At 31.9% G+C, this 14,594-nt stretch carries 13 protein-coding genes and 1 tRNA gene; 11 read left to right on the top strand and 3 right to left on the bottom strand.

Going from position 1 to position 14,594, the window contains the following annotated elements:
* The first annotated feature begins 29 nt into the window (after positions 1-29).
* From AACL19_RS01800 to AACL19_RS01785, 4 genes are all read left to right on the top strand, one after another.
* On the top strand, positions 30-365 hold the full coding sequence (locus tag AACL19_RS01800; protein ID WP_339046219.1) for a hypothetical protein: 336 nt from the start codon (positions 30-32) through the stop codon (positions 363-365).
* Between the two features lie 59 nt (positions 366-424).
* Complete coding sequence (locus AACL19_RS01795) at positions 425-874, top strand: hypothetical protein (protein ID WP_339046217.1); 450 nt, start codon at positions 425-427, stop codon at positions 872-874.
* A 62-nt stretch (positions 875-936) separates the two neighbouring features.
* Positions 937-1,179, top strand: a complete 243-nt coding sequence (locus tag AACL19_RS01790) for a hypothetical protein (RefSeq protein ID WP_339046215.1) — start codon at positions 937-939, stop codon at positions 1,177-1,179.
* Between the two features lie 49 nt (positions 1,180-1,228).
* Positions 1,229-2,038, top strand: a complete 810-nt coding sequence (locus AACL19_RS01785; RefSeq protein WP_339046213.1) for a hypothetical protein — start codon at positions 1,229-1,231, stop codon at positions 2,036-2,038.
* Here AACL19_RS01785 and mutS read toward each other — a convergent pair.
* A complete protein-coding gene (gene mutS, locus AACL19_RS01780) occupies positions 2,035-4,455 on the bottom strand; it encodes a DNA mismatch repair protein MutS (RefSeq protein WP_339046211.1) in 2,421 nt (806 codons plus the stop codon). The two genes, AACL19_RS01785 and mutS, sit on opposite strands and share 4 nt — an antisense overlap.
* Positions 4,456-4,615: 160 nt before the next feature.
* Here mutS and AACL19_RS01775 point away from each other — a divergent pair, with 160 nt between their 5' ends.
* Together AACL19_RS01775 and AACL19_RS01770 are read left to right on the top strand one after the other, a co-directional pair.
* On the top strand, positions 4,616-5,977 hold the full coding sequence (locus AACL19_RS01775; protein WP_339046209.1) for a hypothetical protein: 1,362 nt from the start codon (positions 4,616-4,618) through the stop codon (positions 5,975-5,977).
* An 18-nt stretch (positions 5,978-5,995) separates the two neighbouring features.
* Positions 5,996-6,355, top strand: a complete 360-nt coding sequence (locus AACL19_RS01770; RefSeq protein WP_339046207.1) for an HIT domain-containing protein — start codon at positions 5,996-5,998, stop codon at positions 6,353-6,355.
* A 107-nt stretch (positions 6,356-6,462) separates the two neighbouring features.
* On the opposite strand, the gene AACL19_RS01765 is transcribed toward AACL19_RS01770, so the two are convergent.
* A tRNA-Leu gene (locus tag AACL19_RS01765) sits at positions 6,463-6,544 on the bottom strand.
* Between the two features lie 113 nt (positions 6,545-6,657).
* On the opposite strand from AACL19_RS01765, the gene AACL19_RS01760 reads away from it, so the two are divergent.
* The 5 genes from AACL19_RS01760 (at position 6,658) to AACL19_RS01740 (ending at position 13,240) form a co-directional block, all read left to right on the top strand.
* Positions 6,658-7,245, top strand: coding sequence for a BON domain-containing protein (locus AACL19_RS01760; protein ID WP_339046205.1), 588 nt, complete (start codon positions 6,658-6,660; stop codon positions 7,243-7,245).
* Positions 7,246-7,252: 7 nt separating this feature from the next.
* Positions 7,253-8,173: a glutathione synthase gene (gshB, locus tag AACL19_RS01755; protein WP_339046633.1), complete on the top strand. Its 921-nt coding sequence runs from the start codon at positions 7,253-7,255 to the stop codon at positions 8,171-8,173.
* A 136-nt stretch (positions 8,174-8,309) separates the two neighbouring features.
* Positions 8,310-9,182: a hypothetical protein gene (locus AACL19_RS01750; protein WP_339046203.1), complete on the top strand. Its 873-nt coding sequence runs from the start codon at positions 8,310-8,312 to the stop codon at positions 9,180-9,182.
* Between the two features lie 175 nt (positions 9,183-9,357).
* On the top strand, positions 9,358-12,702 hold the full coding sequence (locus tag AACL19_RS01745; protein ID WP_339046201.1) for an FAD-dependent oxidoreductase: 3,345 nt from the start codon (positions 9,358-9,360) through the stop codon (positions 12,700-12,702).
* 4 nt (positions 12,703-12,706) lie between these two features.
* A complete protein-coding gene (locus AACL19_RS01740) occupies positions 12,707-13,240 on the top strand; it encodes a 5-formyltetrahydrofolate cyclo-ligase (protein ID WP_339046199.1) in 534 nt (177 codons plus the stop codon).
* Between the two features lie 45 nt (positions 13,241-13,285).
* Here the strand turns inward: AACL19_RS01740 and AACL19_RS01735 are convergent, their stop codons facing one another.
* Positions 13,286-14,551, bottom strand: a complete 1,266-nt coding sequence (locus AACL19_RS01735; protein WP_339046197.1) for a P-loop NTPase fold protein — start codon at positions 14,549-14,551, stop codon at positions 13,286-13,288.
* Positions 14,552-14,594: the final 43 nt, after the last annotated feature.

Raw genomic sequence — 14,594 nt, 5'->3', positions numbered from 1 at the left:
TTTTATCAATATTAATTAAGGAGTAAAAAATGGAAAAAACACTAAATTTGCCAGAACAAATTTTACAATTAAAGACAGATAATGAAAATTATCGAGCTCAAATTGATGAATTAAACAAAATTGTAAAAGCTCAGAAGATTCAGATTGAGGAATCAACTGGACAATGCAGTAAACCTGATACTATGTCCAAAGTAGATTTGGGATTATCGTGTGAATTTAATCAGTTAATTCTCAACGGAAAATTCACTGGACAAAACAATGAGCTTGATACGTCAGGTAAAATGAATTTAGGGCTGTTGTGTAAGTTTGATGAGCTCAATTTAGAAAGCAACTCTTTAGAATATACCCATAATGACATTATATAATTGAAATTTTAATTAAGGAATTGCTTTAATTAATGTGAAAAAAATTCATGGAGTAAAAAATGGCAAAAACACTAACTTTACCAGAACAAGTAAAAGAAGTAACAGAAGCAATTATAAATGTAACTCAACTAGCTAAAAAATTAGAAGGTACAATAGGAAATATAGACACAGCAAGTAAAAATGTAACAGAGAGTATAACAAAAGCAGATCAGACAGTATCTAGTAGTACAAAAACATTGAACAATAATATTGGAGAGCTTTCTACAAAGAATCAAGAATTGGCTAATAAAATAACAGGCCTTTCCAACGACGTTGGAAAATTAGAAGATCTGGTTAAAAGCAATAAAGGATTATCAGATAAAGTGGAAGGGCTCACCAAAAGCGATGGAACAATCTATAAATTGCAAGAGAAAATAACGCATCTTGAGGGATTAATAGGTAACTCAAGTAAAAATGTAGGATTGTTCACAGAAATAGATGATCATTTCACTGAGCTTATAGGCTCATAGATTTTGGCTTTCTATATCAAGAAGGCCATTAATTTTTAGATATTTATAACAATGGAGGCAATATGGTTAAAACTAATTTAACAGCAATTAAGGGTGAAACAGCAACTATCAAAACTGCAACCGATAAAATAGCAAGTATCAAAGATGCAACCGATGAAATAGCTAATATTAAAACCAAAGTTGACGAAATGGACACCAAAATCAAAGCGTTAGAAGGGCTTGTAGGCAAGCCTGATGACACTCATAACCAAAATACAGGAATATATAAAGCAATATATGATGGTTTTACTGACCTTATAGGTTAACTTTGAATAATAAATGAAGTCAATAAACCAATTATGGGGGTAAAACGCTGTGAAAATTACATTATCAGTTTTAGGTGAGCAACTTAATAATCTAGCAGAAAGTCATAATGACCTTAAGGCATTAATTGATCAATTGACAAAAGGACTAGGTCCTGCTTCTACAAAAGAAATAGAAGTGGGTTTAATAAAAGGAAATGAAATAGTAAATAATAAACATGAAGTAAAAGTGGAGCTGAATGGCAAGAGTGAAGATAGTATTTTCACATCAACTGGATATTATTTTTATGATAATAAAATCTATATTTACGATCGCTTTAAACCTGAAATTAGTATTGATCTGCCACCGCAGTATCACTTTTTAATGGTAGTAAAAACCGAAGAAGATGAGTATAAGTTAGCCTTTTGTAACAAGGGTGGTAATGGATTTCATGGTATTTTAGATGGTTATAAACATATAAACCCAGTGGATATAAAGAGCACAAAAAATATTGATTTTGCAAAGTATTATAATAAAAATGGCTCTTATCCATCATTTGTCCTTAAAGCAAGTGATAACAATTACCCTAATTCTCAGCAGTATGGGGTAGATGTGTATGAGATAGGCAATGGAGAAAAAAAGGTAGGATCACTCATAGATGAGTTTGGTCACTACGATAGCCAAAACAAATTCCATTATTTTAATAATCACTTAGGAACTCAAACTTACGATCCTCTTTCATTTACTATCACAAAAGGAGATAATCAGTGCTCTTTACATCAAATGAAAGAAGGAACAAATGATGTTGATTTTACAAATGATGCTATGGCATGTAGCTTAGTTGAATATGTAGCGAATTATGTGAATGGTGTATATTTTTAGCTAATTAGCTCTTTCATAATTTCATTAGCTCTTTTTAAGATAGAATCGGGAAAACCAGCAAGTTTTGCAACGTGTATTCCATATGATTCATCTGCTACTCCTTCTGATATCTCATGCAAGAAAATAATCTTTCCATCCCATTCTTTTACTTTTACATAGAAACACTTTAAGTTATCCAAATATTCACTTACTTTTGATAGTTCATGATAATGAGTTGCAAAAATTGCACGACATTTATTAATGTTATGTAGATGCTCTATTACTGCCTGTGCTATTGATAGTCCATCGTAGATTCCCGTACCTCTACCGATCTCATCCAGTATTACTAAAGACCGGTCAGTGGCTTGATTGATTATTGAAGCAGTCTCAATCATCTCTACCATAAAGGTGGAATAGCCAACAGTAATGTTATCAGATGCTCCTACTCTGCTAAATATTTTATCAATAATTCCAATGTGCGCGTATTCTGCTGGTACAAAAGAGCCCATCTGTGCTAAAATTGCAATTAAAGCATTTTGCCTTAAAAAAGTGCTTTTTCCAGCCATATTTGGACCAGTAACTAAATAAATACGTTGCTGTCCGGCTAAATTAATGTTATTGGCCACAAACTTGTTATTTACCCCTATTACTGGGTGACGGCCTTTTACAATATCGAATGCGTAACTATCATCAATTATTGGTTTAACATAATTATTTTGCACAGCAAGTTCTGCAAAAGCTGTTGTTAGGTCAAGCTCTGCTATGGCATGTGCTGTAAGCGCTATCTGCTGAGATTCTTCAGCAATCCTTGTGCACAATTGACCAAAAATTTTAATTTCTAAATTTACCGCTTCTTCGCGTGCTGTAATTATTTTACTCTCTAGTTCCTTAAGTTCTGCTGTGGTATAACGCAAACTATTTGCTAAGCTTTGCCTATGAATGAATATATCTTGGTCTATTTTATGGTTTGCTGAAACTTCAACATAGTAGCCCATAATATTATTATATGATATCTTTAAAGTTCCAATTTTAGTCAAACTACGGTAAGAATCACGCAACTTATCAAGAAGTTGATTGGTATTATTTTGTATATAAAGCAGCTTGTCTAATTCTAAGCTATACTTAGGCTTAATAAAGCCTCCATCTCTTATGTTGCTAATATTATTTGCAATTAGTGCTTCATCTAGAATGCCTAATAGATCATCATGCTTTTCTAAATTTTTACAAATAAACTTAACTTGATATTCGTTTATAGAAGACAAAATCTTAGATAATTTGTGGATTTTATTAAAACTAAAGCTTAGTAAATACATATCCTTTGGTGATCCACGTCCTAGCAGCAAACGCGATAAAATTCGCTCTATATCAGGAATATTTTTTAATATTTCCCGTACTTGTTTGCATGTAGTACTGTTCTTTACGAAAAACTCTACAGCTTTTAATTTTGTATTAATAACTTCAGGTGAAATAAATGGAGATGATAAAGTTTGTTTAAGAAGTCGTCCTCCAGATGCAGTAACTGTATGATCAATGGCTCTGAGCAAAGATCCCTCTTTTTCACCAAATTGGGTTGTAAAGAGTTCAAGATTCTTCCTTGCGGAAGTATCAATTAACATGAATCTTTGTTGCTTAAATGCTTTTGGGTGCTCCAGTCTTGGTAATCTTCCTTTTTGTGTGATTTTAACATATTCCAGCACCGATCCACATGCTGCTATTTCTAACTCTGTAAAATTTCCTAAAGTTTCCAGCGACTGCAAACCATAAAATTCTAGTAGTGTTTTATTTGCTTTATTATATTCAAAGAAACTTTCTGCATGTTCAGTTAAAGATAGCTTATAGCCTTTTAAGATTGATTTTATTTCTTCATTGTAATCTAGCATCTTATCAGCTATTAATAGCTCTTTTGGTGAGATGCGGAGCAGATCACTACTTAAATTATCTGAGTTTGTAGACGAGTAAAAAAATTCGCCAGTTGAGATATCAACCCAAGCAATGGAGTATTTGTTTTGATTATACACTATACATGCTAAATAGTTAGAGCTTTTATCTTCTAAAAGCGTATCTTCAATTATAGTGCCGGGAGTAACGATGCGTACCACATCACGCCTTATTACAGATTTATGACCGCGCTTTTTTGCTTCTTCTGCTGTTTCTAATTGATCACAAATTGCAACTTTAAATCCTAAGCTTATTAATTTATATAAATATGATTCGCTACTATGAGATGGAACTCCACACATTGGTATCTCTTTACCATTATAGTAGCCACGTTTAGTTAGTACTATATTTAAGGCTTTTGCGGCTTTTATAGCATCATCAAAAAATAATTCATAAAAGTCTCCTAGCCTGTAAAATAATAGACAATCCTTATAATCTTTCTTAAGAGAGAGATAATTCTGCATTACTGGAGTTGCTTTTTTTTCTGTGATTGACGGCATACTAATTAACTTACTCTTAATAAAAAAAACTTATAATTTTTTTACTACTTTGATAGTGTTTACTTTTTATGTATAATTAATTTTTTATGGTAATTTAAGTTTATTTTACTATAATTATATATTAGTTTTAGTTACAAGACTAAAAGCAGGGGTAATTTAAATGATAAGCGGAATAGTAAATAAAATAAAAGATGGTGCTAAAGGGTTAGACAGTAGCATATCGGAGCGTCCTTGGAAGAGTTTATGGTCTATGCCTAAGGCAGTTTATGGAGCTGCAAAATATTTAATCTATCATCCTACTCGCCTTATTATTAAAGGCTTTCCATATGCTGTTAACTTGGAACAAACATGGAAACAAAATATACGACCTAAAATTCCCTTTGGTAATCCTGATGTATATTTTGATGTTAAAGCAAACAAAACTACAAGCAAAGACTATGGCATAAGATTTGATCCTATAATGAAAAAGAAGGATCATGGTGAAGATATAAGAGTAAAAGTACCAAAATATAAGTTACCTCAAAGAAGTGTGCAACAATTTGAAGCATGGCTTGAAGGTAGCGAAGAAGATAAGGGAAATAAGGATTTTGTACCTAAAAGTAGTGATAAGAAGAAACTGTCTAATGATGAGCAGGAAGCCTATAATCAACTTATTGAATTATATGAATTTATTAAGAGAGAAAATGGGACAATTAGAATTGAAGGGGAGGCATTGGTAATTAGAATAAATACTGCTGGTAAAACATTTGAAGAAATTGAGGAGCAGGTTAAAAATTGTTATAATGTTTTAGGTTTACCATTTGATGAAAAGATGATAAAAACTATTACAAAAAGGTTGTATAAAAAAGCTCAAGATCAAGCAATTAGTAGTGATCAACCGTTTGTAAAAACAAAACCACAATTAAAATCTGTTTCTACTTCTACATCGCCATCTCATTCCGTATCATCATCTCAAAGTACAAAAGAATGTACTGATGGAGAAATACTTGAAGATGCTACTAAGCAACAAAGTTCTACAAATACGAAGCAGCAGCCAATGTTAGAAAATTCTTCTTCTACACTGCAATCCCAAAATAAAAATGATACAAAAAATATGGAATCTATAAAACAAATACCTAATATTGAAATGAAAATGCAAAGTAGTATACATAACTCTAATTTATCACAAAATGAAGAAAAAAAGGTTGATAAAGAGACGGGAGAAATAATCAAAGGAGAAAGTATTGTACAAAAGGAGGAGCAGATGGGTAACAATATGAGTAATAGTCAGTTTTCTTTAACTAACCCAGGAGAATTTCCTCCTAACATCGTTAGTTTGCAATCAACAAAAGAGCCTAATGAACTACAGAATGATTTGATATCGCGTTCTGAGGTAGAGGGATCTGATATAAGTAATATGAAGAATAAAATTGTAGAAGTTGCAGGTGAAGATTTTAAAGATGTATCTTTAAATACAACAAGTACTAAGTCACCTTGCATCACAAGAAGTAGAGGAAGAGAAGAGATAAGCAGAGGGGGATAGGACAACATTAGTAAGAAGATGAATTCTTTAGTTTATGATAACAATAATGTCTTTGCTAAAATATTAAGGGAAGAATTATCATGCAAGAAAGTATATGAAGATGAACAAATTCTCGCTTTTGAAGATAAGTATCCCAAAGCTCCTACTCATATATTAGTAATACCAAAAGGTAATTACATCTCCTTTGATGATTTTATTTCTTCTTCATCAGATGATAATATGTTACATTTTTTTAAAGTAATAAGAAAGATAGCATGCGAGCATAAACTAGACAAAACAGGATATAAGTTAATTACTAACCATGGCGAAGGGGGGGGGCAAGAAATACCACATTTTCATATCCATATTCTTGGTGGTGGAGGTTTAAGGATTGACTAAGAATTATAATATCTTTTGCGATTTTGTTATAAAAGGGAAGTATTAGACAACGATAATGTAGTAGTATTTATATGGGTAACATAAGATCATAAATATACAATATAAAGTACGGATAGAGGGACTTGAACCCCCACAAGTTTCCTTACTAGGACCTAAACCTAGCGCGTCTACCAATTCCGCCATATCCGCATTCTGCAGTAAATTATATTTTAACTTATAATAATCTCAAGTATTCTTTTATTTAGTTTAATAATTTAGTTCCTGAGTTTATTATTATATTATAAAATATTTAGTTAAAAGCAATGAAAGTAATTATAAGTCTATTGCTAGCTGTTTTAATAGTAGCTCAAAGTGGTTGTATTTCTCTATTGATTGGAACTGCTGTAACAACAGCAACTGTAGTTAGCATGCAAGATAAGTCTTTAGGTGCTACTATAGATGATACTACTATTGTGATTAGAATAAATAAAGAACTTTTAAATCATAATCTTTTTTCATCTATAAAAGTCAAAGTAAATGAAGGTAGAGTTTTGTTAATAGGAAGTGTGGATTCAATTGAAAAACAAGTTACAGCAGAAAGAGTTGCATGGGAACAAAAAGGGGTGAAAGAAGTTATCAATAAAATAAAGATAAAAACATTAGATAATGACAGTAATAACTCTATTGCTGATATAGCCAAAAATAGCTTAATCACAGCAAAAATTAAGGCAAGAATTTTAAGAAGAAAAAATGTGAAATCGGTTAATTATAGTGTTAATACAGCGGATGGTGTGGTTTACTTGATGGGAATAGCTCAAAATAGTAAAGAATTAAATGAAGTTATAAAAATTATTAGAGAAATTAAAGAAGTTAAAGATGTTGTTAGCTACGTAAGGTTTATAGATAAATAAGATGTCGCTGAGTGTTGCTTTTCAGATGGATAAAAGTGTAAATTTTCGTAATGATACTACTGTTGTTTTTATGAAAGAAGCCCAAAGGAGGGGGCATACAATATTCTTTTACACACCAAGTGATCTATCTTTGAAAAACAATGAGCCAATTGCGTTAGCTAAAAGAGTTATTACTTGTGATTCTGATTTTAATTTTTCTGATGGCAAGGTTATTCCTCTGAGTGAAATGCACGTTGTTTTCATAAGACAAAACCCACCTTTTGATATGCGTTATATCACTACAACCTATATTTTAGAGAAGGTAAATGCACTAATAATAAATAACCCCACAGAGATAAGAAATTGCCCGGAAAAACTTTTAGTGTCACATTTTCCTCAATTTACTTTACCAACTCTCATAACAGAGGATTTAGTAGCAATAAAGAGTTTCCATTTAGAGCATAAAGACGTAATTTTAAAACCTCTATACAGCTATGGTGGAAATGATGTGCTAAGGATAAATCATAGTGACATAAATATTGAGGTTATATCGCAAATTGTGATTGAGAAATATAATTGTCCCATTATCGTACAGCTGTTTTGTAATGATATAAATAGCGATAAAAGAGTCTTATTGCTTGATGGTAAGCCAATTGGAGCAATAAGACGAGTTCCAAATTCTAATGAAGAAATAAGAACAAATATTCGCCTTGGTGCAACTGTTGAAAGGGTATCATTAAATGATAGAGACCACAATATATGTACTACTGTTGGATCAGAACTAAGAAAAAGGGGGTTGCTATTTGCTGCAATAGATATAATAGGTGATTATTTATTGGAAATTAACATTACTTCCCCTACAGGAGTAGTTGAAATTAATGAACTGTATAACTTATCTCTTGAAAAGATTATTTGGGATTGCTTTGAAGAAAAAGTGCAAAAAAACTAAAAAAGCAATAATAGAATAATTGAGACATATTTTCGCAATCTAAAAATCTTACCTGCTGGTATTTTAATTATTTATTTTACCAAATGCTATTTTTAGCATATTGATAAATCGTTTGATATTGTAAGCAGGGGGAAATATGAGAGGGGAATTGGATGGCATTATATTGGAAAAGTTAGGCAAAGTTAATCTAGATCATTATGGTTCATATAAGATGAGAATCGTGGAATCTCTTTTTGTGCATAGTGAAAATATATATAGAAAATATCAGCATAGAGAATGTGATTATGGTGAACATAAAAGGATCAATAGCAATAATTTGTGTAATACTATATATACTACTATTAAACAGGTTTGTGATGAGAATACATTGGTCTTTCCCTTTCTTCTGAGTTGTTTTTATAATCAAGATATATTAGGTTTAATAAAGGAGGAGTTAATAAATGATTTGATTAGTAGAAGATATACAAATTTACAACTTAACTCAAATATTAAAGATTATCTACAGAGCAATCATAACATTCAAGCCCAAAATGACTTTTTATATAAAGTATACTCTGGTTGTCTAGTAACGTATAAAGCAGCAGTGTCTACTATAATAAAAAATAGAATAAAACATCACATTTCTGAACTAACGCCTAAAGAAGCTCGGAAGATATGTAGAAGTGTAAGTTACAAAATAGAGGATTTTGACTGTGATAGACGAGGTAAGCAAATTATTAATTATACTGTTTTGATATGTTCTGCATATACATTTACATCACTTTTTCTCCTTCTAGGTAATGCTAAGCTAAATAGAAAGCATTCTAGAGGAGAAGTGCTTGCGATAGCATTTATACCTTCTCTTGTTTTATATCTTGCTTCGCTAATGCTTAAAAAGCTCTTTTATATAGAAAATTATAATATACGTGATAGTTTTAAAGATTTCAATGACCCAAGCTCAGAGTTTAATGAAGTGTATGGTAATGAAGCCCATAACATAGAAAAACAAACTTATGAAAGCTTTGTCTAAATTTCTATAAAAATTGCCATTACGTATATAAGGTAATGAAGTATCAAGCGCTGTTTGGCAAGAAGAATCTAATAAACAACCTGCTCAAAGGATGTAAACTTAAATCTTAAAGTAGCACATCTCTTTATCTTTTTACTAATATTTTATAAAATATATTAAATACTAAGATTTAGAGATGTTTAATTTCTCGATATCGTTTTTCGATTTATATCATATAGATGGTTTAAAAAAGCTAGATAATGTATTTTTAGACCATATAAAAAATTATAATAAAGATTTATATCATTCACTGTGTAAAGCACGAGAAAACAAAAATTACGACAGTCAGCTAGTAATAGAGCTTTCTCCTGCAGTTGAAGAGTTCATTTCTAAACTATTTTTTATTGAAGAAGAGGCTGGGGCGTTAAGAAAAAAGCACGAAGATTTTGTGATGCTGTATAAATGTAAAAGGTTATTTATTCAACGCTATGCACTAAAAAAATATGTAAAAACTGATGATATAGATATTAATTTAATAACTAAGAAATTAAGTGTATTCCTAAAATTTCCTCTGCAAGAGCAGGATTTTGCACAAGAAGCTATGCTCTGGTTTGAGCATAAGGAGAAATATCAAGAAGAAGTAGAACTTGCGGCTCAGTATGCTGCATGGATGGCAGTAAACAATCAAGAGGGTGTTTTGTTCTCATCCCCTAAAAAAATTGACTATGACAAATTGGTTCCAGTTATAAGTAAACAAGTAGATGATCATGAAGTATTGCGTATAGAAGAGGTAAAAAGACGTTCTGGATTTGACTTAACACATAATAAGCCTATTTTAAATAAGGCATTAGATAACGCTCATTATTGCATATACTGCCATAAGCAAAATAAGGATAGTTGTTCTAAAGGGATGTTTTCTGAAAGTCAAGATTTTAAGAAATCTCCCTTAGATGTTGAGCTTCATGGCTGTCCACTAGAGCAAAAAATTTCTGAGATGAATTTAGTCAAAAGCCAAGGCTTTAGTATATCAAGCTTAGCTATCATTGTTATTGATAATCCTCTATGTGCAGCAACTGGTTATCGAATATGTAATGACTGCTCTAAATCCTGCATATATCAAAAGCAGGATCCTGTTGATATTCCAATGATTGAAACTAAGATACTTGAGGATGTGCTGAGTTTACCATATGGATTTGAAATTTATTCTCTTCTTACTCGTTGGAATCCACTTAATTTTGAGCGTCCACTTCCTAAAGAAAGCACAGGAAAGAACGTTTTAGTTGTTGGTCTTGGGCCTGCAGGCTTTACACTTGCCCATCACCTGCTCAATGATGGGCATAATGTTGTTGCCATAGACGGACTTAAAATAGAACCTTTAAAGGAAAAATTATTACCCATAAAGGATTTTAAATATGAGAAATTAAGCAAGCGCACTCCTTCTGGTTTTGGTGGGGTTGCAGAGTATGGAATTACTGCTCGTTGGGATAAAAATAACCTCAAAATTATCAGATTACTTTTAGAAAGAAGAGAAAGCTTTGCAATTTATGGAGGGGTGCGTTTTGGTGGGACAGTAACAGTTGATGATGCCTTCAAACTCGGATTTGATCATATAGCTCTTTCGCTTGGATCTGGCAAACCTAAAATAATCAATATAAAAAATATGTTAGCATGTGGAGTACGCATGGCATCAGATTTTTTAATGTCACTGCAGCTTACTGGAGCACTTAAATCTGACTCCATAGCTAATCTGCAAATCCGCATGCCAATAGTTATAATAGGTGGGGGACTTACAGCAATTGACACAGCAACAGAAAGTTTAGCATATTACCCAGTTCAAGTTGAAAAATTCCTTTCTCGTTATGAAATATTGGTAAATGAATATGGCAAAGAATATGTTGAAGCAAGCTGGAGCGTAGAAGAGCACGAAATTGCCAGTGAATATATCTTGCATGCACGTGCAATACGTACTGAAAAAGAATTGGCAAGAAATGAAAATAGAGAGGCTAAAATACTGGAGTTAATGCGTAGCTGGGGTGGAGTTAAAATTATCTATAGGAAAAACTTAACTGACTCTCCAAGTTACAGATTAAATAGTGAAGAGGTTAAAAATGCTTTAGCAGAAGGGGTTGATTTCCTTGAAAATTTGGAGCCAACAAAAATTGTAACTGATGAATATAACCATGCACAGTCAGTTGCAATACTAGATAAAGATAGAAAAGTAAGGCATATAAATGCACGTACTATATTAATTGCAGCAGGTACTGAGCCAAATACTATAGTTGCTAGTGAAGATACAAAGCACTTTAAATTGAGTGGTAAATATTTTTCTTATTTTGATTTAGAGGGCAAGGTAGGGTGGCATACATTTTCACCTAAAGCAAAAAAGCAAGATTATATCTTTTTATATAGAGACTCAGGTAAAGCTATTAGTTTTTTTGGTGATTTGCACCCTTCATATAGTGGGAGTGTAGTTAAGGCTATGGCCAGCGCTAAAAATGGCTACCCTGTAATTACGCGACTTCTGAAGGAAAATAACGATGTTAAGACAGAACATGTGAATGTTTTCTTTGATAAGATAAAAAATGCATTTACTGCAGTAGTTGTGGATGTAAAGCGCCTTACTCCTAAAGTAGTTGAAGTAGTAATTAAAGCACCCATGGCTGCTGCAAATTTTAAACCTGGTCAATTTTATAGGTTGCAAAACGGTGAATTTGAGGCTCTTAAGATTAAAAATACAAAATTAACAATGGAGGGTATAGCAGCTACTGGTGCTTCGGTAGATAAGGAAAGAGGTCTTATTTCTACAATTATTTTAGAAACCGGTGGATCAACAGATTTGTGCTACTATCTTAAAAAGAATGAACCTGTAGTGCTGATGGGGCCAACCGGCATGCCAACAGAAATTCCTAAAAACGAAAATGTCATGCTCATCGGTGGCGGTGTTGGTAATGCTGTGCTTTTCTCTATAGGAAAAGCGTGTTTGGAAAATAACTGCCAGGTTTTATATTTTGCTGGTTATAAAAAGTTAAGTGATGTTTTTAAGCGAGAGTCACTAGAGTCCTCAGCAACTACTTTGGTTTGGACATGTGATGAAGGAGTAATAGAAAAAGGAAGAAAGGGGGATCTGTCATTCCATAGCAATATTATCGATGGAATTGTTGCTTATCAGACAGTTGGTAAAACAACAATCAACTTAGATTCTATAGATAAAATTATAGTTATTGGCTCAGATAAAATGATGGAGGCAGTAGCCAGTGCTAAAAACACTCTTTTTAAACCACATTTAAAACGAGAAGTGAAAGTTATAGCGTCTGTTAACTCACCTATGCAGTGCATGATGAAGGAGATATGTGCTCAATGTTTGCAAAGACATGTAGACCCAATGACTGGTGAGGAGAGTTTTGTTTACAGTTGCAGTAATCAGGATCAAAATCTAGATTATGTTGATTTTAAATTTTTAAGTGAAAGGTTAAAACAGAACAGTTTGCAAGAAAAGCTCATGGCAAAATGGATAAGTTATTGTTTACAAAGAGCCAATTAGGTTTATGTATAAGCTTAATATTATAGCAAAAAAAAGGGAGCTAAGAGAAAAATATAGAAAGGTAAGGAAAGAAGTAAGCGAAGATTTTGCAATTCGTGCGGCAAGTTTAATAGAAGAAACATTCATTGAAAACATCATTATCAGTGAAAGTAAAATAGTAGCTGGGTACATTCCAAGAGATGGTGAGATAAATGTTATACCACTCATGCAGAAACTACAGGGTTTAGGTCATAAAATAATTGTGCCAATTGTAGATCAAAATAGCGATTATTTGTTATTTCAAGAGTGGAAAATTGATAGCCAAATTGAAAATTACATAGTACCAAATATAGTGATTACACCACTTATTGCTTTTGATCAAAATTTGAACAGATTAGGGTTTGGTGGCGGTTGGTATGATAGAACTATAGAGAAATTACGCCCACTTGGTAGTAAGTTCATAGGTGTTGCATATGACCTACAGTTTTGCAAGCAGTTACCAGTAGAAGATCATGATCAAGCCCTTGATAATATTGTTACTGTTTATGATAAAAGGTGATCCAGAAGCTCACCTGACTTGCGCCACCGTAATATTGATGGTTTTTTATACAACATAGGAAATCATCCTCTTCATATAGTTGATAACATATTCATTGCCATCTAATTGGGCTAGAGTGTCTTTTAAGGGACTAAAGTTATTTATATTAGAAAATGAAGTTTCTAAAGCAGCTTTTAAACCTTGCCACTCTTGTTGATAGTTATTAATTACTGGTTTATCAAGGGCAATTAAAAAGTCTGTAGTAGATAATATGTCTGTGCCTAGTGATTCGTAAAGTTCATGATTTACCAATTGTAGTATTATTAGAAATGAAAATAAGTTTGGTAAAAATAGTTTTTTTTGTGGGTAAACTAAGAAAAGTAAATTTACTGCATAAACACAACGTTTTATGTCCTTTAGTGACAGTAAAAATATTCTGCATAAAACAGTAAAGCTAGACTTTATTTCTTCTATTGGTCTACTTAATACTATATCTTGAAACTGTTTATTAATAAATTTTTCTACTGGAACCCTAGGTAAAAAAAGAGATAAATCAACAAAATGCTTCTGTATACCAAAAGAAGTATTTACTGTCTTTTTAACATTACTTTGAGATTTATGGGTAGCTAAAATAAATATCAACCCATCTATGTTTAAACTATATTTTATATATTCAAAAAAATCTATAATGTATTTTGTTCGACATAATTCAAGGTTATCAACTAATACATAGATGTTTTGGCTATTGCGAATTTTATTTACTATTTCAGTGAACTGAGTTTTAAAAACTTCCATATTTTTTCTTCTTGTATTATAAGCTGTTAGCTCATTTAAAGAGATTTCTGATCTTTCTTTCTTCTCTGCTTCTTTAGTTACATCAACAAAAACAGAGAATATGCCTAGTGGAGATTTGTTAATGAGCTTACCAAGTGTATCTAGCGAAAATAATTGGTCATTTATATTTTTAAACTTACGTACTATGCTTTTCTTTATTTTTTTTGATATAAATAAATTATCAAATATAAAGCTAAGCAGTGGAGCAAGAGGTTGCTCTAAAGCATTAATGTTCCATGCATCATAGTATACTGCAATCTCATTTTGTTCCTTCAGATCTAAAGCCCAATTTTGTAGGAAAAATGTTTTGCCCAAACCAGGATCAGCTTCTAAAGAGATTATATGATGTTGATCTTTAATTGCCCTGATGATCTTAGTAAAGTTAATTGCAATGTTTTGATATCCTAAACAGTCTTCCTGCCAAGCTCCATATTTTTTTTCTTCTACTTTTTTCTTTTTAAAGAATTGTCTGATTTTCTGAAAAAAAGTACTAAACATAATTTAATTTAGATAATACAATATTATAAAAGTATTTTTATAA

The organism is Candidatus Mesenet endosymbiont of Agriotes lineatus (assembly GCF_964019585.1).
In the GTDB taxonomy this organism is placed as follows: Bacteria; Pseudomonadota; Alphaproteobacteria; order Rickettsiales; family Anaplasmataceae; genus Mesenet.
This window is presented reverse-complemented; position numbering and strand designations above follow the sequence as displayed.